The organism is Parazoarcus sp. PS-13 R2A, assembly GCF_057621855.1.
In genome coordinates, this window is the sequence record NZ_JBYEXN010000032.1 from 1 (window position 1) to 20,716 (window position 20,716).

Below are 20,716 nucleotides of genomic sequence, written 5' to 3' on the forward strand. Positions count from 1 at the left end.
GGCTGCATTGGCCGCTTCGATGGCGCGACGGGTTTCGGCCTGGCCCATCTTGGGCACGGTGCCGACGGTCTCGGCGGTGGCGGGGTTGGTGACGGTAATGGTGGCGCCGGCGTCGGCGGCGACCCATTCGCCATCGATGTAGCAGCTGGAACGGAGCAGACTCGGGTCTTTGAGGGTAAGGGGCATGGTGTGTTTCCGGTTGGGGAAGTCGGGATCAGGCGAGCTTGCCGCGGATGCGTTCATTGCGGCGGCGCAGCCATTCGAGGGTGACCAGCATCAGGGTGGACAGCAGGATCAGGATGGTGGCGACGGCAGCAATCGCGGGGCTGATGTTCTCGCGGATGCCGGAGAACATCTGCCGTGGCAGCGTGGTCTGTTCGGGACTGGCAAGGAAGAGCGTGACCACGACTTCGTCGAAGGAGGTGGCAAACGCAAACAGGCCGCCGGAGATGATGCCGGGCGCGACCAGCGGCAGCGTGACCTTGAAGAAGGCGACGACCGGGTTGGCGCCGAGGCTGGAGGCGGCGCGCACCAGGTTGAAGTCGAAGCCCTGCAGCGTGGCGGTGACCGTGGTCACGACGAAGGGCACGCCGAGCACTGCATGGGCGATGACCAGGCCGGTGTAGCTGCCGGTGAGGCCGAGCGGGGCGAAGAAGATGTACATCGCCACGCCGACGATCACCACCGGCACCACCATAGGAGAGATCAGGATTGCGGTCAGCAGCGCCTTGCCGGGAAAGTCGGCGCGGACCAGGCCGATCGCCGCCAGCGTGCCGAGCACCATGGCGAGCAGGGTCGACAGTGGCGACACGATCAGGCTGTTCATCATTGCCTGCTGCCACTGGCCGGAGCTGAAGATCTCCTCGTACCAGCGCATCGAGAAACCGGCCATCGGGTACATCAGGAAGGTGTCGGCGTTGAAGGACAGCGGCACGATGACCAGGATCGGCAGGATCAGGAACAGCAGCACGATGCCGACCAGACCACGCAGGCCGTAATGCCAGACACGTTCCAGCGGGGATGCATAGGGTTGCAGCATCTGTATCTCCTTAGCGCGGCTTGACCAGCTTGACCCGGGTGGGGCCAAGGTAGCGGGCATAGATCATGTAGAGCACCAGCGTGGCGGCGAGCAGGACGGCGGAGAGCGCGGCAGCCATGCCCCAGTTGATGGTCTGGTTGGTGTAGAAGGCGATGAAGTAGCTCACCATCTGTTCCTGCGGGCTGCCGAGCAGTGCGGGGGTGATGTAGTAGCCCATGCACATGATGAAGACGAGCAGTGCGCCGGCGCCGATGCCGGGCAGGGTCTGGGGGAAATACACTTTCCAGAAGCTCTTGAACGGCGGGCAACCGAGCGAGATCGCGGCACGGACATACACCGGCGAGATGCCCTTCATCACTGAGTACAGCGGCAGGACCATGAAGGGCAGCAGGATGTGCACCATGGATACATAGACGCCGATACGGTTGAACAGCAGCTGCATCGGCGCATCGGTGATGCCCAGTCCGATCAGCGCCTTGTTGATCAGGCCCTCGTTCTGCAGCAGGATGATCCACGCGGCGACACGCACCAGCACCGAGGTCCAGAACGGCAGCAGCACGAAGAACATCAGCATGTTGCTCTGCTTCGTCGCCAGCTTGGCCATCAGGTAGGCGACCGGGAAGCCGAGCACGAGGCACAGCCCGGTCACGATCAGGCTCATCCAGAAGGTGCGCATCAGCACGTTCACATAGACGGCCTCTTCGGGCGGCGCGGTGACGATGTCGCCGTCGGCATTGATGCTGCGGTCGATGGCCGCGAGCAGGTAGAACGGTGTGGTGGCGCTGCCCGAGCGGCGGATGGCCTGCCAGATTTCGGCCTCGCCCCAACGTGCGTCGATGTCGATCAGCGCGCTCTGCGAGCTTGCCTCCGCAGGCAAGGGGAGCTTGCGCGCGGTTTTCATGATCAGGCTGCGGTAACCGGTTTCCTCACGGTTGAGGCGCTTGGCGATCTCGGCAATCGCCGGGCTGCCCTTGGCGGACTCCAGTTCCTCTGCCAGCGCGGAGAAGGCCGCTGCAGAGGGGAGGTCCTTGCCATCCCACGCCTTCAGTTCGCGCAGCGTGAGTGGCAGGTTTTCATGAACTTCCGGGTTGTCCACGCTGCGCGTCAGCAGCGATGCGATCGGCCACACGAAGGCCACCAGCAGGAAGACGGCGAGGGGCAGGATCAGGGCGCCGTACAGGAGCTTCTTGCGCATCTCGGCACGGCGCAGGCGCTTTTTCAGCGACGGCGCGGATGCGGCAGGGGCGACCAGCGCATCAGCAGTGTTGGAGGCAGCAGTCATGGCAGTTTCCGGTCTGTTCAGGGGCATGCAGGGGTGGCAGTTCCGCACCGGCCAGGGAGAGGAGCCGGTGCGGCGCTGTCACTGGGTGCTTAGCGTGCAGCCCAGGCGTTGAAGCGCTGCTCGAGGTCTTCACCGTGCTCGACCCAGAATTCGGTGTCGGTGGCGAAGGCGCCCTTCAGGTTCTCGGGTGCGGTCGGCAGGTCGGCTGCGACCTTCGGATCCATGCCGCTCACAGCCTTGGCGTTGGTCGGACCGTAAGGAATCTCGGCGGAGAAGACGCGCTGGGTCTCAGCCTGGCTGGCGAACTTGATGAAGCGATAGGCCTCGTCACGCTTCGGCGAACCCTTCGGGATGGCCCACGAATCGACGTCGTAGATGCTGCCGTTCCACACGATCTTCAGGTTCTTGCCTTCCTTCTGCGCGGCGGCGATACGGCCGTTGTAGACCGAGCTCATCACCACGTCGCCCGACGCGAGCAGCTGCGGTGGCTGTGCACCGGCTTCCCACCACTGGATGTCGCCCTTGATCTGGTCGAGCTTCTTGAACGCACGCTCGACGCCCGCCTTGGTGCCCAGCACCTTGTATACGTCGTCGGCCTTGACGCCGTCGGCCAGCAGTGCGAATTCGAGGGTGTACTTGGCGCCCTTGCGCAGACCGCGCTTGCCGGGGAATTTCTTCACGTCCCAGAAATCGGCCCAGGAGGTCGGTGCCGTCTTGAGCCTGTCGGCGTTGTAGGCCAGCGCGGTCGACCACACGAAGATGCCGACGCCACATTCCGAGACCGTCTTCGGCAGGAATTCCGACTTTGCGCCGACCTTGCTGTAGTCGATCTTCTCGTACAGGCCTTCTTCACAGCCGCGCAGCAGTTCGGGCGATTCGACTTCCACCACGTCCCAGGTCACGTTGCCGGCTTCGACCATGGCCTTGATCTTGGCCTGTTCGCCGTTGTACTCGCCCGGGGTCACGTTGCCACCCTTGGATGCGGCGAAGGGGCCGTAGAAAGCCTTCTCCTGGGCCTTCTGATTGGCACCACCGAACGAGATCACGGTGACATCGGCGGCCGCGCTACCGGCCATGACCAGTGCTGCGGTGGCGATAGCGCCTTGAATCAGGGTCCTGCTGAGCTTCATTGTCATGCTGACTCCTTGTAATGCAGTGGGTGTGGTGTTTCTCAGGCTGCCGGCAGGGGCTCGAGCGCACGCATGTGTGCCGCGTCCATGCCGATGCGAATCCGGTCTCCGCTCCTGAGCGAATGATCGAGATTGGAGATCGGGGTCTTGATGGTGAAATCGTGATTGCCACACAGGTCGACGCGAATGCGGACCTGATCGCCGAGGTAGATGAACTCCTTCACCACGGCGTCGAGGAAATTGGCGCAGCTGTTGGCCGATTCGTCGAGCACGACGCGCTCGGGGCGCACCGATACCAGGGTGCGGTCGCCGGTCGACACATTGCCGGTGCGGGCGCGGATCAGGGTGCCGCAATCCAGGCGCACATCGCAGTGGTGACCCTCGATGCGCTCGACCTTGCCGACCAGCGCATTGTTTTCGCCGATGAAGTTGGCGACGAAGGCGTTGGTCGGCTCCTCGTACAGGCGCTCCGCGGAGTCGATCTGCTGGATGATGCCCTTGTCGAATACCGCGATGCGGTCCGACATGGTCAGCGCTTCGCTCTGGTCGTGGGTGACGAAGACCACGGTGACGCCGAGGTTCTGCTGGATGTGCTTGATCTCGAGCTGCATCTGTTCGCGCAGGTTCTTGTCGAGCGCGCCCAGCGGTTCGTCCATCAGCACCAGTTGCGGCTCGAACACCAGTGCGCGGGCCAGGGCGATGCGCTGCTGCTGGCCGCCGGAGAGCTGCTGCGGGTAGCGGCTGCCGAAGCTGCCCAGTTGCACCATGTCGAGTGCGCGTTTGGCCTTGGCATCCACTTCTGCTGCCGGCAGCTTGCGCACCTTGAGCGGGAAGCGCAGATTGTCCAGTACGCTCATGTGCGGAAACAGCGCGTAGTTCTGGAACACCATGCCGATGTTGCGCTTGTGAGGGGGCAGCTTGTTGATGATCTGCTCTTCAAGGCGGATCTCGCCGCTGGTCGGGGTCTCGAAGCCGGCCAGCATCATCAGGCAGGTGGTCTTGCCCGATCCGGAAGGGCCGAGCAAAGTGAGAAATTCGCCGCGCCGGATGTCGAGGTTCAGATCGCGGACAATCAGCGTCTCACCGTCATACGACTTCTGCACGTTGCGGAAGCTGACGTGGGGCGCGGAAGCATTTTGGTTCGTCATCCTGTCCTCATTTGTTGGCAAGCAGCTATTGTCCCTGCTGCTGGATGGGTCGAATTCGTGTTGGCGCTATCCTAGGGGATAGAATCGGATCACAGGCGAACCAATTCAATCTATATTGCTGGGTCCAATTCCTGGTGCAGTGCAATGGATAACCGACTGAGCTGTGAAGTGATCGTGCAGGCTTTTGGCAAACAGACGGCGACGACGAGCAGTCGTGCACGGCTGTACCTGAGCATTCGGGAGGCGATTCTGACGCGCAGCCTTGATGCCGGAACCGTCGTTCCGCCGACCCGCGTGCTGGCCGAAGAGCTCGGTCTGGGCCGCAATACCGTGGTGCGGGCGTACGACCAGCTGCTGGTCGAGGGCTACCTCGAGAGCCGGGTCGGATCGGGGACCTTCGTGTCCGACGCAGTCAGTCAGATTGCCTCGCCACAGCCGCCGCGACGCCTGGTGGGTACGCGCCAGGAAGGCATGTCGCGGCGCGGCAATGCGATCGCCGGCAAGGCGTTGAGCAGTCGCGTGCAGTCGGGGGCCTTCATGCCCGGCCTGCCGGACGTGGGACATTTCCCCTTCCCCACCTGGCGCAGGTTGCTGGCAAAGCAGATGCGGCGCGAGCAGCGCCATCTGGCGCAGTATGGCTACGGCGGCTACGGCCCGCTGAAGATGGTGCTCGCCGATTACCTCAAGGTGACACGGATGATGTCGTGCTCGCCGCGGCAGATCCTCATCCTCAACGGCTCGCATCAGGCGCTCGACCTGTGCGCGCGCATGCTCGCCGACGTGGGCGATTCGGTGTGGATGGAGGACCCCGGCTACTGGGGCGCGCGCAACGTGCTGTCCGCGGCCGATCTGCGCATTCACCCGGTGCCGGTCGACGACAACGGCATCAACCCGCGCGAGGAAGACTGGCTTAAGCCGCCGCGCATGATCTTCGTCTCGCCCTCGAGCCAGTATCCCACCGGTGCGGTGCTGTCGCTGGAGCGACGCCTGCGCCTGCTCGAGTTCGCCGAGCGCAACCGGACCTGGGTGATCGAGGACGATTACGACAACGAGGTGCGCTACCATTCGCACCCGGTGGCTTCGCTGTTCGGCCTGTCCACTGCGCAGCGGGTGATCTATGTCGGGACCTTCAGCAAGGTCATGTATCCGGGCCTGCGACTTGCCTATCTGGTCGTTCCCGAGGACCTGATCGAGCCATTTACGGTGGGCAATGCCGAGCTCTACCGTGAGGGTCGAATGCTCGAGCAGGCGGCATTGGCCGAGTTCATCGAGGGCGGCCATTTCACTGCACACATCCGTCGCATGCGCGGTATCTACGAGGAGCGGCGCGATTGCCTGCGTGACCTGCTCGAAGCGAAACTTGGCGATTCGATCACCTCGCTGGGCGGCCTGGCCGGGCTGCACCTGCCGGTGCGCTTCAACTTTCCGATCGACGATGTGCAGCTGGCCTCGGATGCCCTGCGCGATGGGGTGGTGCTGCGTGCGCTGTCGCTGTACTCGATCGCCGCCGAAAACCGGCTGCAGGGGATGAATCTCGGCTTTGCGGCCATTCCGGTCGAGCAGATCGAAGCACCTGCACTCAAGCTGGTGCGCCTGATCGAAGCCGAGCGTAAGCGTCGCGGCTGCGGCTGACCGCAGCGGCGCGCGCGATCACCGCGACGGTCGGGCACTGCATGCTTGCGGATTGAACGTATTGTGCAGGTGCACACGAAACGGCGAAGATGGCTGACAATCAGGAGATTCACGCAGCCACGCGGCTCAGCCCGCCAAACGCACCGGGATCAGGACATTGCGACTCAAACCTCAACATCTTCAGCCTGTGATCATGGCGGGCATCATGGCCTTCCTGATGACCGCGATCATCACCTGGCTCAATCTCGGTTTTCCGCCGGACTTTTTTCTGCGCTGGGTCAAGGCCTTCATCGTGGCCTGGCCGCTGGCTGCGATTGCCGCCTTTTTGGCGATTCCGGTTGCGCAGCGCGCGACAGTGAAGATTCTTGCCTGGCTGGCGCGGTGAGGCGGGATTCATGACTGAGTTTCTGGCGGTACTGAGTTTTTCCTTCTCGGTCACCGGGCCGATCTTCATCATTCTCGCGCTCGGCATCTGGCTGCGCCGCACGGGCATGCTCAACGACGGCTTCATCGAGGGTGGTTCGCGAATTGTCTTCTCCATCGGCCTGCCGGCGGTGCTGTTTCTCAGCATCGCCAAGACCGAGTTCGGCGAGGCGACCAATCTGGGACTGATCGCCTTCGGACTGATCGGTACGTTTCTGGTCTTTCTGCTGCTGGAGTGGGTTGCGGCACGGTGGGTTGAGCCAGCGGAAGACCGGGGCGTGGTGGTTCAGGGCGGGTTCCGCTCGAACATGGGGATCATTGGCCTCGCCTACTGTGTCAACGCCTATGGCGACGCCGGGCTGGTCGCGGCGGCGCTCTATCTTGGGCTGGTCACCATCCTCTTCAACGTTCTGGCCGTCGTTACCCTGAGTCGGTCGCTGCACCGGCGCCAGGGCACAGGACGGATGGTGAAGGGAATCGCCACCAACCCGCTGATTATCGGCATCGTGCTTGCCCTGCCCGTATCCTGGCTGCAGATTCCCCTGCCCAAGGTCGTGGTGCAGTCGGCCCAGTATTTTGCCGACCTCACCCTGCCGTTGGCCCTGTTATGCACCGGTGCGACGCTCAATTTCCGCAGCCTGCGTCTTGAAATGAGCAACACCTTGCTGGCGGCGTCGAGCAAGCTGGTGCTGGTGCCGCTGCTCTTTGCGCTGGGCGGCGTTGTTGCGGGCTTCCGCGGCGTAGACCTGGGCGTGCTGTTGCTGATGTCGTCGGCACCAACGGCCGCCGCGAGCTATGTGATGGTGCGTGCGATGGGCGGCAATTCGGTGCTTGCCGCCAACATCATCGCCCTGACCACGCTGGGCTCCATCCTTTGTACCAGCATCGGGATCGTGGTGCTGAAAGGCCTGCAACTGATGTAAGGCGGGCGAGGTACCGAGGCTTGCGAAGCGGGCATGAAGTCCGAGTTGTGACCCTGCGTGCAGGTGCTGGAGGCAGTGTAAGATGACTGTTCATGGCGCGCTGATTCTGCCGAATCCGGTGAATCAGCGCGGTGACGCCATACTTGGCACGTTCTCCCTGGAGATGTCGTTTCGTGGCGCGATTTCCGCTGAGTGTTCTTGCTGCGTGCACGCGACGACCGCTGCGTTCGATACGGATCGTGTTCGGTCTTGCCTGCGTGGTCGTGCTTGCGCTGCTCTGGCGTGACCTGATCGCGACACAGGCGTCGACGGAGGCCGCGGAGCGTGAGCGCATCCGTGTTGAGGCAATGGTGCATGCGCGTGCTGCTGCGGGCTCGATTCAGGCCACGATCGATAGTTTCAATTTTGTTTTGCGCTCTGCACGTGAGGCGATTCTTACCGGACCAAAGTCGCTCGATGTGCTGGGGCGGATCGTCACTGCATCGATGACGCAGGACATCGTCATTCAGCTGTTTCATGTGAGTGAAGATGGCTTTCTTTCCTATTCATCGTTGGGGCGGGCACCGATGACTTTTCTTGGCGACCGGGCCTATTTCAGGTTGCTTGCCGGGGCCACTGAAGACAAGCTCGTGATCAGCGATGTGGTGCTTGGGCGCCTGTCCAACAAGTGGAGCATCCAGTTTGCTCGCGGTGTGCGGAGCGCGGATGGCGCGTTCAAGGGCGTGGTGGCGCTCGCCGTGTCTCCCGACGCCTGGGTGGCAAAGCTGAAGTCATTCGAGGTCGGCAGCAGCGACCTGTTCGCGGTGCTCGGTGCCGATGGTGCCTATCTGATGCGAACGCTCTATGGTGGTGGGCATTACGGCAAATACGTGCCGCCTGACAGGCCCTTCCTTCAGCACCCTGAGCAGAGGGAAGGTGATTACGTCACATCGGGAGCGCTCGACGGCGTAAACCGGCAGTTTTCCTGGGTTCGCCTGCCTTCCGGGCTGATTGTTGTCATGGGTATCGGGCTGGAGGAAGCATTGGCGCCGGTCAAGGCGCTCAACCAGCGGTCCCTGTTGCGCGCCCTTCTGTTGAGCAGTCTGCTGGTGCTGGCCAGTGCGGCCCTGGTGATTGCGCTCGGGCGTTACGAAAAGGTGGTGGAGGCCTCACAGGAGCGGGAGGCACACTATCGCAGCGTGTTCGATAACATGGCGGAAGGCATCATGATCGTCGATGATCATGAGAAAATTTCCGGTATCAATCGTGCATTTACTGCGATTACCGGTTATGGGCTGGATGAAGTCGTGGGGCGCAGTCCGGCCCTGCTGTCGCCGAGCGTTCCGGGGGCGCGCAACCTGGGTGCGATCATCGGTCGTCACCCCGCCGGCAGTTGGGAAGACGATTTCGACGGGCTGCGCTGGAACGGCGAAACCTATACCGGCCACGCAACGCTTTCCGTGGTGCGGGGCACGGACGGCAGGATGGCGAATCGAATCGTGCTGCTTGCCGATGTCACCGAGCGGCGGCGCAAGGACGAGGAAATCTGGCGTCAGGCCAACTTCGACATTCTCACCGGCTTGCCCAACCGGGCCTTGATGATGGACCGCCTCGAACGCATGATCAGCCATGCGCGGCGTCATCCGTCGATGGTGGTGGTGCTGTTCGTCGATCTCGATCGCTTCAAGCCGGTCAACGACAACTTCGGGCACGACACCGGGGATCTGCTGCTGTGCGAGGTGGCGCGCAGGCTCGAAGCCCTGTTCCGGGACGAGGATACGGTGGCGCGCATGGGGGGCGACGAGTTCGTGGTGCTGATGCCGCGTAATGCCGACAAGGCGGCGGTTGAGGCAACGGCGGTCAAGATCGTCGAGAGCCTGTCGCGGCCGTTCCAGATTGGCGATCAGGCGCTCGAAATTTCCTGCAGTGTCGGGATCGCGCGTTTCCCTGATGACGGCGACACGGCGGCGGTGTTGCTGCACAAGGCGGACGTTGCCATGTATCGTGCCAAGGAGATGGGGCGCGCGACCTGGAGTACCTGAGTCTTTGCGGCGGTGTGTGTGCGTCGAGAGCGGGCGACTGCGGCGGCAGTCTTGCCCCTGTGCGCGATGTGCGGCATGGTTGCGGGCTTGAGCCCTGCCTCGCCTGTGCGGATTCGATGGCTGCTATTCCTGTCCCGGAGAACATCGATGGCTGGAGAGACCCGGTACGAAGCACATGTGTCCGCCCCGGATGCAGGGGCGAAGGCGGATGTGAGCGCGGGCGAGGGCTGCGCCCGGGCGCAGATGGCCTCGTATGCACGTCGCCCATTGCCGCTGCCGGCTGTTGGGGGCGGGCGTCTGTACCGGCTGTTGCAGATCTGCCGGCAATGGTTCGGTGCCGGGCGCTGACGCAGCGATCCTCCTCCTGTTTTCCAGCTTGAGCAGGGGGAGGGGAATCTTTACCGTCGCTTTCAATCTGACTGTTGAACCTATCATTGACCGGCAGCCCTTGCTGCCCGAGGAACTCCATGTATACCGACAAGAGCCGGGCGAATTTCTTCCAGCAGTTCTCGCGTTCGCCTGCCCAACCCCGCACCCTGTTGCAGAAGGCGGTGGCGCTCGTTGCCACCGTTGGCCTGTTTGCCGTTGCCCTGATGTTTTCGGTGTTTCTGTTCGCCGTCGTACTGACCGTCGGCGTGGCCGCCTGGGGCTATCTATGGTGGAAGTCGCGCGATCTGCGCAAGCAGATGCGCGAGCAGCAGGGCCGCGATTCGGCCGCAGAGGGCCTGGTGATCGAGGGCGAGGTGATTCGCGAAGTGGACCCGCGTGAGGGCGACCGGCCTTGAGCGCCGGGTTGCGGGTGGCCGGGCGATCCCTGCGCCAGCACCTTTCGGGCGCAGGCCTGAAGCGTGCCGCCCTGCTCCTGCTCAGCGTTGCGGCGCTGGGTGCATGCACGTCGGTACCGGATGGGGTGACGCCGGTGTCGCCCTTCGAGCTCGATCGCTATCTCGGGCGCTGGTATGAAATCGCGCGCCTCGACCATTCCTTCGAGCGCGGGCTCAGCGACGTGACCGCCGATTACCGCCTGCAGGCGGATGGCAGCGTCGAGGTGGTCAACCGTGGTTACGACGGCAAGAAGGCCGAGTGGCGTGAGGCGGTGGGCCGGGCCGTCTTTCTCGGCGAGCGCGACGTCGGCTCGCTGAAGGTGTCTTTTTTCGGGCCCTTCTATGGTGGCTATCACATTGCCGATCTCGATCAGCCGGGCTATCGCTGGGCGCTCGTCACCGGGCCCGACCGCGACTACCTGTGGATTCTGGCGCGCACCCCCGAACTCCCTGCCGAGGTGCGGGAGCGTCTGGTGAGCAAGGCGAGTGCGCTCGGCTTTGATACGAGCAAACTGATCTGGGTCGAGCACAAGCCGCTCGATGTGTCGGCGCCGGCGCGCGCATCGGCACACTGAACGCATTCAGTGTCCGGTTCGCGTCACAGACCGAATTCAACCCACAGCGGGTAGTGGTCGGAGACGCGATACGACACCGCACTCTTGCTCAGATCGAGCTCCCGATAAACGAACGGCAGAAAATCAACGTAGCCACCGCGGCGGTAAGTCATGTTGAGCTGGGCCTTGCCGTCGTCGCCGGTGAACCACGCGACCTGATCGTAATGCTTGTTCGTTGAGGGATTTTCCGCGCGGGTGAAGATCGAGCGCGGCACTGCGTCGAGATCTGGCGGCGTCGTCAGTCCAGTCGAGGTGAAGGCCTGCCACAGCGGGTCGCCACGGCGGTCAATGTTGAAGTCGCCAAGTGCGATCAGGCTTTGCGACCAGGCGTTGGTGTTGTCTGCCCACTTGCGCATCCAGCGCGCAATGCCGCGCAGTTCCGGAATACGGCCGGCGGCGCTCGCGCCGTAGGTGACGTGCAGGGTGGCGAGGATGAAGGTGGCGGGCCCGGAGCGAAAGCTGACTGCATAGGGTGTGCGGGCAAACTGGCGTTGCAGTGCGTCGGGCCGGATCTCATCCAGCCACTCCTGAGGCACCACCAGCTCACAGGCGAGGCCCGACAGCTCCACCCTGCGCCGGTCGAACAGATAAGCCATGCGCTCGCCATTGCCCTGCGGACCCGCAGTCACATCGGTCATCAGGAAGGCCCAGTTCGGGCCCAGCCATTTCATCAGATCGCGCAGCGCCCTGAGATCGCCTTTGAGCTCCTGCAGCGCGACCACGTCAAAGCGCCGGACGATCTCGCCAATCGCCAGCAATCCGCGCAGATCGCGCTTGGGGGAGTCGTGTTCGCCCGCGGTCCATTCCCGGGTGAGCGAGGCGAAGCCGCGGATGTTCCAGGTCGCGATCAGCAGGTTTTCATCCAGACGCTTTGATGGAATCACGTCGTCAAGATGCGCGTGCAGGGCGGCGATATCGGACTGGACGGCAAGTGGCGGCAGATCGTCGAGTTGCGGCATGACTGCTTCTCCAGGCGCAAAGCGCGCGGTGCGGGACGGCGCCGGGCATGTATCGGATGCTGCACCGCGCGTAGCGCCTGCCGGCGTGCTTCGCGGGCGCCGACGGGTCTGTCCGGGCTGATGCGTTAAAGCTAGTCCACAGGGTGCGGGATTCAAGCGCCCGCTTTCGGCCTGCTCAGGATTGCGTCATGGACGCCAGTGCCCGGGTAAGGCTGGCAGCGTCCAGATCCGCGTAGCGCGGTGGGTGCTGGCCGCACCACAGCGGCGAAAACGCGCCACTGCCGAGCGCCTCGGCCGCAGCACGCAGTGGCGCGATGGCAGTCGATGCCAGCGGAAACGCTGGTGCAGCGCGGCACAGGGGCCCCAGCTCGGCGATGAAGCGATTGACGATGCTGCGTGCTGGCCGGCCGCTGAACAGGTTGGTGAGCGCAGTGTGCGCGGCATCGGGGCTTTGCAGTGCGGCGCGATGAACGGCGCTTGTGCTGGCTTCCGGGCACAGCAGGTAGGCGGTGCCGATCTGTACCCCTGCCGCCCCGAGCGTCATCGCCGCGGCCACACCTTCGGCGTCGGCGATACCGCCCGCTGCAATCACCGGGATATCGACTGCCCGCACAATGCGTCGCACCAGGGCGAAGGTGCCGGTTTGAGTCGTGATGTCGTCGCTCAGGAACATGCCACGGTGGCCGCCGGCCTCCAGCCCCTGCGCGATCACCGCATCGACCCCCGCAGCCTCAAGCCATTGCGCCTCCTCGACCGTGGTTGCCGAGGACAGGATCTGTGTTCCCCAGGCCTTGATCCGTGCGAGCAGCGTCGGGTCCGGCAGGCCGAAGTGGAAACTGATGACGGGGGGCTTGAAGGGTTCGATCAGATCGGCTGTCGCAGTGGTGAAGGGTGCCCTGCCGGCGGCGCTCGGAATCGTCTCCGGGTCGATGCCGAATTCGGAGTAATAGGGGGCGAGCGTGGCCCGCCATGCCTGTTCACGCTCGCTGCTCTGTTCGGGTTGCGTGTGGCAGAAGAAATTGAGGTTGTAGGGCCTGTCCGTGCCCGCCTTTATCGCCTGCAGTTCCTTGAGCAGCGCATCCGGGGTGAGCATTGCGCAGGCCAGTGATCCCAGTCCGCCCGCGTTTGACACGGCAATGGTGAGCGCGCTGCCCTGCACCCCCGCCATCGGCGCCTGAATGATTGGCAAGGTCGTACCAAGGTGTGTCTGCTCTGTCATGCCGTTCTCCGCAAAAAATGTGGCGAGCGTTGGCCTGAGGCGCAGCGCGCTGCCATCTTCCTGACGCTGCGCTCAGTCGTAGGCTGTGCCGTCCTTGTGCGCAAACTCCCAGCGGCCGTCACGCCGTGTGGCCTGGATGTCATCGTCCGGATAGACGACGCTGTCGCCCGCTGTACGGTCGCCGATTTCCAGATAGACCACATCGGCGTCGCCCGGATTGGCGAGCTGGTGTGCGTCGCCGCTTCCAGCCCTGAAGCCGGCGCACATGCCAGGTGCGAGGCGGGTTTCGCCGGCGTTGGTGTGCAGCACGGGATGGCCTTCGAGAATGTAGATGAACTCATCCTGCTTCGAGTGCGAATGACGCAGCGCCGACACCGCAGCGGGCGGCAGACGGGTGAGGTTGACGCCGAAGTTCGACAGTCCGAAGGCATCGCCGAGCGCACGCTTCTCCCGTCCTGCCATGCGTGCTGCAAATTCCTTCGGGTAGTTCGACAGGATCGCACGCAGCGGCACGTCCGCTGCAGGCAGGGCAACAGGGCTTGTGGGCTTCATGGTCGGCTCCGGCTTGAAGTCAGTTCAGTGCCGCGAGAAAGCGCACACGGGCAGCAGCCAGTTCTGCGCGCGCGGTCTCGTCGGCGAGGCGCAATGCCATTGAATGATAGGTTTCGAACGCGGCGAGCACCTTGTCCGCATCGAGCGTGCGCGATTCGGCCGCAGGCAGTGGCGAGGGCTCGCCTGCCACCGGCTTGAGCACGGCAAACTTGGGGATGAAGTGCTGGCCGCCCTTCTCCGTGGCTGCGGTCATCGGGCCGGTCTTGGTGAGGACCATGCCCTTGTACTCGAAGCGGGCACCCATCGGGATCTGGTTGAGCTTCATTCCTGTACCCCGCGGAAAAGCCGTCATTCTAGAGCAGCCGCAGACTGCTAAGATCGGTCCGATACTTGACTGTTCGAACGGGGCGTTTTCGCATGACTGCATTCATCATCGGGCTTCTGCTGTTCTTCTCCACCCATTCGAGCCGGATCTTCGCCGAAGACAACCGTAATCGCTACATCGAACACTACGGCATGATGAAATGGAAGCTTGCCTATTCCATCGTGTCGCTCATCGGCTTCGCGCTCATCGTGTGGGGCTACGGGCAGATGCGCATGGACCCCGTCGTGCTGTGGGTGCCGCCGATGTGGACACGCCACCTTGCCGCCCTGCTCACCCTGCCCGCTTTCGTGCTCCTTGCAGCCGCCTACGTGCCCGGAACGCTGATCAAGGCCAGGGTCGGCCATCCCATGGTCGCCGGGGTCAAGCTGTGGGCGCTGTCGCACCTGATCGCCAACGGCACTCTGGGCGACGTGCTGCTGTTCGGCAGCTTCCTGGCATGGGCGATCATGGATTTCGTCAGTTCGCGCAAACGCGACCGCGCACAGGGCGTGGTTCGTGAAGGCAGGATCGCGCGCGACGCGGTGGCGCTGATCGTGGGCCTGGTGGGCTGGTTCGTGTTCGTGCGCTATCTGCACCTGTCGCTGATCGGTGTGGTGCCGTTCGCCTGAAACCGGACCCCGGGTCTGGCGCGCCTGCGGCCGGCCCGCTCATGGGGGCGACAGCTCCGTGGAATGATCGGCGGGGTGTGTCGCCCGGTACATCTCCGCCTGCGCAAGCAGCCAGTCTGAAAAGCGCTGCACGGCGGCGCGGTCCTGACGACTCTCCGGGCACGCCAGATAGTAGGCGAGTTTCTCGGTCAGGATGATGTCGAAGGGGGCGACCAGATCGCCCGAGGTCAGTTCGTCCAGCACCAGAAAGCGCGGTACCAGCGCAACGCCAAGGCCCGCGCGGGCCGCTTCGGCCAGCAGCGAGAACAGTTCGAAGCGCGGCCCGCCAATGGCTTCGACCGCCGTGACCCCGGCCGTCTCGAACCAGCGCCGCCACGCATTGTGGCGCGCGGACTGATGGAGCAGGGGGAAACACGCCAGCGCGGCGGGCTCTTCGCACGGCTGCTGCCGCAACAGTGCGGGCGACATCACCGGAATCATTTCTTCGCCGAACAGCCAGGTGCTCGTTGCCCCGGGCCACACCGACTCGCCGAAGTGAATCGCTGCATCGAACACGGTGTCGTTGAACAGGAACTGATCGGACCGTGTCGTGAGGTTGAGGGTGATGCCCGGGTTGCTGCGCTGGAAGTCGGGCAGGCGCGGGATCAGCCAGCGCGCAGCAAAGGTCGGAATCACTGCCAGTTCGAGCACGTCGCCGGCGCCGCGGTGGGTCATGATCGACACCGTGTCGCGCTCGAGCCGGTCGAGCCCGTCGACGACCTGCCTGAAATAGAGCTGCCCCGCCTCGGTCAGCGAGATGCGCTTCTTGATGCGGTTGAACAGGCGCACGCCGAGATCATCCTCGAGGACTGCCACCTGCTTGGACACTGCACTCTGCGTCAGCGACAGCGCGTCCGCGGCCCGCGTAAAACTGAGATGGCGGGCGGAGGCTTCGAAGGCCGTCAGCGATTCGATGCTCGGGATGCGACGACGCATGATTCATTCCTTTAACTCATGATCTTCGTATTCTATTTCGTTTGAAAAGGCTTGGCACTGGGACAAGAATGGCGCCCCTTGAGTGCTGCAAGTTATTGTTTAACAGAAACATTTGTGTAAATACTATTACTGTGGAAGTGTTTGCCGGCAGCGCTCGCGATTACATTTGATTTCACATTCAGGAGCAAAACTATGCAAGTTGCTGCCAACGCCCTTAACGCCGACATGTCCCAGATCAATGCCATTCGCTCGTTTGCGCTGGCGACTGCACAGACCGCGCCGTGCACGTCGATGACGCCGGACTGCGCCGAGCGCCCCGAGCTGATCGATGTGGTCCAACTGGGTTACAACTGAACGACTGCAGACCCACGATGCGCAACCCGGTATCCGGGCTTCCCGCGTCGGGACTCAATCATTCCCGTGCGCTGGCGCTTGCCGCGGAGCGAGGTGGTGCTGAGGCGTGCGGCCGTGCTCTGGGTCCGTCACGCAGCCGCGCCGGATTCGGAGAGGGTGATCGCGTTGCGTCCGCTTTGCTTGGCGTGGTACATCGCCGTATCTGCATTGCGTGCAAGGCTGATTGAATCCTTGCCGTGATCGGGATAGATCGCGATTCCGAGGCTGGCTGAAATCGAGAAGGTATTGTTTTCGATCGAAAACGGCTCGCCGAGTCGGGTCCGGATTTTCTCTGCAACCCGCAGGGCATCGCCGGCGTGGTGCACGTGTTGCAGCAGCACCACGAACTCATCCCCGCCGAGACGCGCGGGAATGTCGGATTCGCGCACGGCCTGGCGCAGGCGCTGGCTGACCTCGAGCAGCAACAGGTCGCCGATGCGATGGCCCATCGTATCGTTCACATTCTTGAAGTGGTCGAGGTCGATGAACATGAGGCCGAACCGGCTTCCGTCGCGGCGCGCGGTGGCGAGTGCGACGCCGACATGTTCGTCGAACAGGACGCGATTGGGCAGATCCGTGAGCGGATCGTGCTGCGCCATGTGGCGCAGGCGCTGCTCGGCCTGCTTGCGTTCGGTGATGTCGGTGAAGGATACCAGCATCATGTCCTCGAGCCGGTCGGCATTGATCAGGACATCGCGCATCGACCCGTTCTTGCACAGGATGCGTGATTCCATGCCCTCGGCGCTTTCGCCGGGGATCGTGCCCACGGCCATTTTCCACGGCAGCGCCAGGTTGCGCCGGGATTGCTCGTCGGGACAGGACAGCTGCTCCCAGGTGCCGAGGTCGGGGATCTCGTCGAGGCTGTAGCCGAAAATGCGCACGAACTGCCGGTTCAGGAACACGATCTCGGCCTTGCTTCCGAGCGTGCAGCACGCAATCGCGGTGGGGATGTTGTCGAGCATCTTGCGCATCCGCTGCTCGCTGAGCTTCAGCTGCTCTTCGGCGTACTTGCGTGCGGTGATATTGCGACTGACGCCGTGGACCTCCTGCCTGCCCGTTCTCTGATTGCGCGCCTGGGTCATGACAACCTCGGTCCAGACCGTCGAGCCATCCTTGCGCGTCTTTCTGACTTCCTCGGTAACCGTATTGCCGAGCGCGGTGTCGCCCACGGCCAGACTGCGCACCTGCGCTGCGATGGTCGGGGTCAGGGCGCTCTCGATGGGTAATGCCATGATCTCGGCGGGCGCGAACCCGAGCTGCCTTACGATCGATGGGCTGACGTAACGCAGGCGCTGGGTTTCCGCGTCGAGTACCCAGACCACGTCGTCGATGTTTTCGGTGGTGTTCTGGTAGCGCTCGGTGCGAAGTTGAAAGCGGTGGTGCGCATAGATGATCAGACTCCCGATCAGGGAGAATGCGACGATTCTCGCGATATGGGCCGGGTTGTCGACGCGCAGCGATTGCAGGGGCTCCATGAAGAACCAGTCGGCAAGCACGATGGACAGGATCAGGGCGATGGTGCCGCCCGAACGCCCCCCGATCCAGCTGCTGACGACCAGCGCGGGATAGAAGAGCACGAAGGCAAGCGGCTCAATCGAGGGCCACAGGCGGAGCTGCAATGCGAGCGCCAGAAATGGCATGAGAATGGCGAATGCCAGTGCGAGGTGACGACGCGAGAATGCTTCGGAAGCAGGCATTGGTTAGGTGTCGTCTGTGGGGCGTTCCCCGGATGGTACACGGACTTTCCGGCAGCAATGTAGCTGTCTTGTATGTCCTTGGTAAGACACTGCTGCGCGGGCGCGCATGCAGGCATCCGGGGTGAGCCGTCAGCCGGGTGCGCTGGCGGAACGGACGATGCGGTTGCGGTCGATGAATATTGTTTGCACTATGTCGGCGTCAACGAAATGAGTGCTGTGATGAAGTGTTCTGCCTGTGGAAATGAGGTCCGGACCGATGCCCGTTTCTGCAGCCGTTGTGGCGCGCGTACGAAGGTGGCCGCGAACACGGGCGTTTCGCCTTATGAGCTGCCGTGGGATGCGGGGCGAACCGGCGTCGACACGCCCGATTTTCATGCCGAAGACACGATCATTCCCGACTTCATGCCGCCGACCCTGGCGCCCTCCGACACGGTGGACGATGTGTTTGTGGGCGTCGCGCAGACCGCGGCCCCGGCCGCCGGCGCAGTGACGGGAAATGCAGCGGCCCCCACCGGGCGCAAACGGGTTCTGGCGGCCGCACTCCTCGTGCTGCTGCTGGCGGCAGGGAGTCTCTATCTCTTTAGCGGTGCTGACGAAGCCCCTGTGCTGGCGCCGGAGACCGCGGTGGCCGTGCAGCCAGACGGTGTTACTGCGGCGCCTGAAGTTCACGCTGAAGCCGAGGCTGAAGCGCCTGCAAAGGCGGAGGAGACCGTTGCGTTGGCGCCGCCTGCATCGACGGACGAGGCTGTGGCGCAGTCCGAGTTGACACCAGTGTCGCCGCCAGATCCCGTTGTCGAGCCCGAAAAACCCGCGCCCAGGGCGAAATCCACCGAAACCGTGCAGCGCAAGACCGCGCCCGCGCAGCCGGCGCCTGCGCCCAGACCGGCACCACCGGCGCGCTCATGGCTGGCTGCGCTCAAGGCCGATCTGGCCGCGTGCGACGCCGAGTCGTTCTTTCCGCGCATCGCCTGTCGCGAGAAGGCGCGCTGGAAATACTGCGCGCCGGAGCGCTGGAATACCGTGCCCGAATGCGAGGTCGACAGCAGCAAGCGCTAGTGCTGGGGCGGCCCGCTCCGCCCTGACCCTGTCAGGGCTTGAGGCGGTAGCCGGTGCGGAAGATCCAGCCGACGGTCACGATGCAGGCGACGAGAAAGAACAGGGTCATCGCCAGGCTCAGCATCGGACTGACGTCTGCAATGCCGTAGAAGCTCCAGCGAAAGCCGCTGACCAGATACACCACCGGATTGAACAGCGTCACTGTCTGCCAGAACGGCGGCAGCATGTTGATCGAGTAGAAACTGCCGCCGAGGAAGGTGAGCGGGGTGACGATCAGCATCGGCACCAGCTGCAGCTTCTCGAAGCCGTCAGCCCAGATGCCGATGATGAAGCCGAGCAGGCTGAAGGTGACGGCGGTCAGTACCAGGAACATCAGCATCCACAGCGGGTGCTGGATGGTCAGCGGCACGAACAGCGCGGCCGTGGCGAGGATGATCAGCCCGAGGATGATCGACTTCGTGGCGGCCGCCCCCACGTAGGCAATGACGATCTCCAGATAGGACACCGGTGCCGACAGGACTTCGTAGATGGTGCCGGTGAAGCGCGGAAAGTAGATGCCGAACGAGGCGTTGGCGATGCTCTGCGTGAGCAGCGCCAGCATGATCAGGCCGGGCACGATGAAGCTGCCGTAGCTCACCCCGTCAACCTGCGGAATGCGCGAGCCGATGGCGGCGCCGAACACCACGAAGTACAGCGAGGTGGAGATCACCGGCGAGATGATGCTCTGGGTCAGCGTGCGTCGCGCACGCGCCATCTCGAAGCGGTAGATGGCATTGATTGCGTGCAGGTTCATCGCTCTTCCTTCACCAGATCCACAAAAATATCCTCCAGCGAACTCTGGGTCGTGTTCACGTCCTTGAAGAGGATGCCCGCCGCAGCGAGATCGCGCAGCAACGCGGCGACCCCGTGCTGCGCACGCTCGGCGTCGTAGGTGAACACCAGCGCATTCCCCTCGGCGCTGCGTTCGAGCCCATAGGCCGCAAGCGATTCGGGGATGGTGTCGATGGCCTCCTGCAGTTGCACGGTGAGTTGCTTGCGGCCCAGCTTGTGCATCAGCGTGGCCTTGTCTTCCACCAGGATGATCTCGCCACGGGTGATCACGCCGATGCGGTCGGCCATCTCCTCGGCTTCCTCGATGTAGTGCGTGGTCAGGATCACGGTGACACCCTGCTTGCGCAGTTCGCTGACCAGCGCCCACATGTCGCGCCGCAATTCGACGTCCACGCCCGCGGTCGGTTCGTCCAGAAACAGCACCCGGGGTTCGTGTGACAAGGCCTTGGCAATCAGCACGCGCCGCTTCATGCCGCCCGACAGCGTCATGATCTTGTTGTTGCGCTTGTCCCACAGCGACAGCGAGCGCAGCACCTTTTCGATGTAGGCCGGATTGGCCGGCTTGCCGAACAGGCCACGGCTGAAGCTCACGGCCGAGAACACGGTCTCGAAGGCTTCGGTGGTGAGCTCCTGCGGCACCAGCCCGATCAGTTCGCGCGCCGCGCGGTAGTCGGCCACGATGTCATGGCCGCCGACCTTCACCGTGCCGGTCGATGCATTGACCAGCCCGCACACAATGCTGATCAGCGTTGTCTTGCCCGCGCCGTTGGGCCCCAGCAGCGCGAAAATCTCGCCCTGCCGGATGTCGAGGTCGACGGTCTTGAGTGCCTGAAAACCGCCTTCGTAGGTCTTGGATAAGCTGGAGATGGAAATCATTGTCGTCATGACCGTGAACATACCAGACGTTGCAACGGTGTCTGGTATCCGCCAGAGAACGACATGGCGCACGGCGATCAACAACCCGGGAACACCGCGGCGAACGCCGTCAGCCCCAGTTGCTCGAAT

Annotated in this window: 23 protein-coding genes and 1 pseudogene; 11 read left to right on the forward strand and 13 right to left on the reverse strand. The window is 63.5% G+C overall.

Annotated features, from left to right (window positions below; all coding sequences use genetic code 11):
* The 5 genes from AC22G6_RS20405 to AC22G6_RS20425 all read right to left on the reverse strand — a co-directional run.
* On the reverse strand, positions 1-186 hold a 186-nt coding region (locus tag AC22G6_RS20405; protein WP_487368299.1), incomplete at its 3' end, for an aldehyde dehydrogenase family protein.
* Positions 187-214: 28 nt separating this feature from the next.
* Positions 215-1,039: an ABC transporter permease gene (locus AC22G6_RS20410; protein ID WP_487368300.1), complete on the reverse strand. Its 825-nt coding sequence runs from the start codon at positions 1,037-1,039 to the stop codon at positions 215-217.
* A 10-nt stretch (positions 1,040-1,049) separates the two neighbouring features.
* Complete coding sequence (locus AC22G6_RS20415; RefSeq protein WP_108971826.1) at positions 1,050-2,321, reverse strand: ABC transporter permease; 1,272 nt, start codon at positions 2,319-2,321, stop codon at positions 1,050-1,052.
* Positions 2,322-2,410: 89 nt separating this feature from the next.
* Positions 2,411-3,457 carry an ABC transporter substrate-binding protein gene (locus AC22G6_RS20420; protein WP_487368301.1) on the reverse strand — a complete coding sequence of 349 codons (1,047 nt, stop codon included), beginning with the start codon at positions 3,455-3,457 and terminating at the stop codon, positions 2,411-2,413.
* A gap of 35 nt (positions 3,458-3,492) precedes the next feature.
* Complete coding sequence (locus AC22G6_RS20425) at positions 3,493-4,599, reverse strand: ABC transporter ATP-binding protein (protein ID WP_108949957.1); 1,107 nt, start codon at positions 4,597-4,599, stop codon at positions 3,493-3,495.
* Between the two features lie 144 nt (positions 4,600-4,743).
* Between AC22G6_RS20425 and pdxR the strand changes: the two genes are divergently transcribed.
* The 7 genes from pdxR to AC22G6_RS20460 all read left to right on the forward strand — a co-directional run bounded on the left by pdxR (position 4,744) and on the right by AC22G6_RS20460 (position 10,997).
* On the forward strand, positions 4,744-6,231 hold the full coding sequence (pdxR, locus tag AC22G6_RS20430) for a MocR-like pyridoxine biosynthesis transcription factor PdxR (protein WP_487368302.1): 1,488 nt from the start codon (positions 4,744-4,746) through the stop codon (positions 6,229-6,231).
* Between the two features lie 157 nt (positions 6,232-6,388).
* Entirely contained in the window at positions 6,389-6,616 is a 228-nt protein-coding gene (locus tag AC22G6_RS20435; protein WP_487368303.1) for a DUF2798 domain-containing protein, read from the forward strand.
* 10 nt (positions 6,617-6,626) lie between these two features.
* A complete protein-coding gene (locus tag AC22G6_RS20440; protein WP_487368304.1) occupies positions 6,627-7,577 on the forward strand; it encodes an AEC family transporter in 951 nt (316 codons plus the stop codon).
* Between the two features lie 173 nt (positions 7,578-7,750).
* Entirely contained in the window at positions 7,751-9,598 is a 1,848-nt protein-coding gene (locus AC22G6_RS20445) for a bifunctional diguanylate cyclase/phosphodiesterase (protein WP_487368305.1), read from the forward strand.
* A 147-nt stretch (positions 9,599-9,745) separates the two neighbouring features.
* Entirely contained in the window at positions 9,746-9,946 is a 201-nt protein-coding gene (locus tag AC22G6_RS20450) for a hypothetical protein (RefSeq protein ID WP_487368306.1), read from the forward strand.
* A 119-nt stretch (positions 9,947-10,065) separates the two neighbouring features.
* Positions 10,066-10,383: a hypothetical protein gene (locus AC22G6_RS20455; RefSeq protein WP_108971820.1), complete on the forward strand. Its 318-nt coding sequence runs from the start codon at positions 10,066-10,068 to the stop codon at positions 10,381-10,383.
* Entirely contained in the window at positions 10,380-10,997 is a 618-nt protein-coding gene (locus AC22G6_RS20460; protein WP_487368307.1) for a lipocalin family protein, read from the forward strand. Before AC22G6_RS20455 ends, AC22G6_RS20460 begins: the two co-directional genes overlap by 4 nt.
* Positions 10,998-11,020: 23 nt before the next feature.
* On the opposite strand, the gene AC22G6_RS20465 is transcribed toward AC22G6_RS20460, so the two are convergent.
* The 4 genes from AC22G6_RS20465 to AC22G6_RS20480 form a co-directional block, all read right to left on the reverse strand.
* Entirely contained in the window at positions 11,021-11,995 is a 975-nt protein-coding gene (locus AC22G6_RS20465) for an endonuclease/exonuclease/phosphatase family protein (protein WP_487368308.1), read from the reverse strand.
* A gap of 175 nt (positions 11,996-12,170) precedes the next feature.
* Complete coding sequence (locus AC22G6_RS20470) at positions 12,171-13,214, reverse strand: NAD(P)H-dependent flavin oxidoreductase (RefSeq protein ID WP_487368309.1); 1,044 nt, start codon at positions 13,212-13,214, stop codon at positions 12,171-12,173.
* A 72-nt stretch (positions 13,215-13,286) separates the two neighbouring features.
* Entirely contained in the window at positions 13,287-13,766 is a 480-nt protein-coding gene (locus tag AC22G6_RS20475) for a cupin domain-containing protein (protein WP_487368310.1), read from the reverse strand.
* A 19-nt stretch (positions 13,767-13,785) separates the two neighbouring features.
* On the reverse strand, positions 13,786-14,091 hold the full coding sequence (locus AC22G6_RS20480) for a hypothetical protein (protein WP_487368311.1): 306 nt from the start codon (positions 14,089-14,091) through the stop codon (positions 13,786-13,788).
* A 92-nt stretch (positions 14,092-14,183) separates the two neighbouring features.
* Between AC22G6_RS20480 and AC22G6_RS20485 the strand changes: the two genes are divergently transcribed.
* Positions 14,184-14,759: an NnrU family protein gene (locus AC22G6_RS20485; RefSeq protein WP_487368312.1), complete on the forward strand. Its 576-nt coding sequence runs from the start codon at positions 14,184-14,186 to the stop codon at positions 14,757-14,759.
* Positions 14,760-14,798: 39 nt separating this feature from the next.
* Here the strand turns inward: AC22G6_RS20485 and gcvA are convergent, their stop codons facing one another.
* Positions 14,799-15,734, reverse strand: coding sequence for a transcriptional regulator GcvA (gene gcvA / locus AC22G6_RS20490; RefSeq protein ID WP_487368313.1), 936 nt, complete (start codon positions 15,732-15,734; stop codon positions 14,799-14,801).
* A gap of 192 nt (positions 15,735-15,926) precedes the next feature.
* On the opposite strand from gcvA, the gene AC22G6_RS20495 reads away from it, so the two are divergent.
* Complete coding sequence (locus AC22G6_RS20495; protein ID WP_487368314.1) at positions 15,927-16,088, forward strand: hypothetical protein; 162 nt, start codon at positions 15,927-15,929, stop codon at positions 16,086-16,088.
* 128 nt (positions 16,089-16,216) lie between these two features.
* Here AC22G6_RS20495 and AC22G6_RS20500 read toward each other — a convergent pair whose 3' ends face one another.
* Positions 16,217-17,824 carry a diguanylate cyclase domain-containing protein gene (locus AC22G6_RS20500; protein WP_487368315.1) on the reverse strand — a complete coding sequence of 536 codons (1,608 nt, stop codon included), beginning with the start codon at positions 17,822-17,824 and terminating at the stop codon, positions 16,217-16,219.
* Positions 17,825-18,043: 219 nt separating this feature from the next.
* Here AC22G6_RS20500 and AC22G6_RS20505 point away from each other — a divergent pair.
* Together AC22G6_RS20505 and AC22G6_RS20510 are read left to right on the forward strand one after the other, a co-directional pair.
* Positions 18,044-18,106 (forward strand): annotated as a pseudogene (locus AC22G6_RS20505) (zinc-ribbon domain-containing protein); the annotation flags it as partial.
* Between the two features lie 12 nt (positions 18,107-18,118).
* Positions 18,119-18,880: a hypothetical protein gene (locus AC22G6_RS20510; protein ID WP_487368329.1), complete on the forward strand. Its 762-nt coding sequence runs from the start codon at positions 18,119-18,121 to the stop codon at positions 18,878-18,880.
* A 31-nt stretch (positions 18,881-18,911) separates the two neighbouring features.
* On the opposite strand, the gene AC22G6_RS20515 is transcribed toward AC22G6_RS20510, so the two are convergent.
* Both AC22G6_RS20515 and AC22G6_RS20520 read right to left on the reverse strand, forming a co-directional pair.
* Positions 18,912-19,673, reverse strand: coding sequence for an ABC transporter permease (locus AC22G6_RS20515; RefSeq protein ID WP_108949942.1), 762 nt, complete (start codon positions 19,671-19,673; stop codon positions 18,912-18,914).
* Positions 19,670-20,596 carry an ABC transporter ATP-binding protein gene (locus AC22G6_RS20520; protein ID WP_487368316.1) on the reverse strand — a complete coding sequence of 309 codons (927 nt, stop codon included), beginning with the start codon at positions 20,594-20,596 and terminating at the stop codon, positions 19,670-19,672. The genes AC22G6_RS20515 and AC22G6_RS20520 overlap by 4 nt, the downstream gene beginning before the upstream one ends.
* Positions 20,597-20,716 lie beyond the last annotated feature (120 nt).

Coding starts and splice junctions, on each gene's coding strand:
- AC22G6_RS20425 (WP_108949957.1), bottom strand. CDS start 4,599: ATGACGAACCAAAATGCTTCCGCGCCCCACGTCAGCTTCCGCAACGTG.
- AC22G6_RS20470 (WP_487368309.1), bottom strand. CDS start 13,214: ATGACAGAGCAGACACACCTTGGTACGACCTTGCCAATCATTCAGGCG.
- AC22G6_RS20500 (WP_487368315.1), bottom strand. CDS start 17,824: ATGCCTGCTTCCGAAGCATTCTCGCGTCGTCACCTCGCACTGGCATTC.
- AC22G6_RS20515 (WP_108949942.1), bottom strand. CDS start 19,673: ATGAACCTGCACGCAATCAATGCCATCTACCGCTTCGAGATGGCGCGT.
- AC22G6_RS20520 (WP_487368316.1), bottom strand. CDS start 20,596: ATGACGACAATGATTTCCATCTCCAGCTTATCCAAGACCTACGAAGGC.
- pdxR (WP_487368302.1), top strand. CDS start 4,744: ATGGATAACCGACTGAGCTGTGAAGTGATCGTGCAGGCTTTTGGCAAA.
- AC22G6_RS20450 (WP_487368306.1), top strand. CDS start 9,746: ATGGCTGGAGAGACCCGGTACGAAGCACATGTGTCCGCCCCGGATGCA.
- AC22G6_RS20455 (WP_108971820.1), top strand. CDS start 10,066: ATGTATACCGACAAGAGCCGGGCGAATTTCTTCCAGCAGTTCTCGCGT.
- AC22G6_RS20410 (WP_487368300.1), bottom strand. CDS start 1,039: ATGCTGCAACCCTATGCATCCCCGCTGGAACGTGTCTGGCATTACGGC.
- gcvA (WP_487368313.1), bottom strand. CDS start 15,734: ATGCGTCGTCGCATCCCGAGCATCGAATCGCTGACGGCCTTCGAAGCC.
- AC22G6_RS20440 (WP_487368304.1), top strand. CDS start 6,627: ATGACTGAGTTTCTGGCGGTACTGAGTTTTTCCTTCTCGGTCACCGGG.
- AC22G6_RS20480 (WP_487368311.1), bottom strand. CDS start 14,091: ATGAAGCTCAACCAGATCCCGATGGGTGCCCGCTTCGAGTACAAGGGC.
- AC22G6_RS20485 (WP_487368312.1), top strand. CDS start 14,184: ATGACTGCATTCATCATCGGGCTTCTGCTGTTCTTCTCCACCCATTCG.
- AC22G6_RS20465 (WP_487368308.1), bottom strand. CDS start 11,995: ATGCCGCAACTCGACGATCTGCCGCCACTTGCCGTCCAGTCCGATATC.
- AC22G6_RS20495 (WP_487368314.1), top strand. CDS start 15,927: ATGCAAGTTGCTGCCAACGCCCTTAACGCCGACATGTCCCAGATCAAT.
- AC22G6_RS20420 (WP_487368301.1), bottom strand. CDS start 3,457: ATGACAATGAAGCTCAGCAGGACCCTGATTCAAGGCGCTATCGCCACC.
- AC22G6_RS20475 (WP_487368310.1), bottom strand. CDS start 13,766: ATGAAGCCCACAAGCCCTGTTGCCCTGCCTGCAGCGGACGTGCCGCTG.
- AC22G6_RS20415 (WP_108971826.1), bottom strand. CDS start 2,321: ATGACTGCTGCCTCCAACACTGCTGATGCGCTGGTCGCCCCTGCCGCA.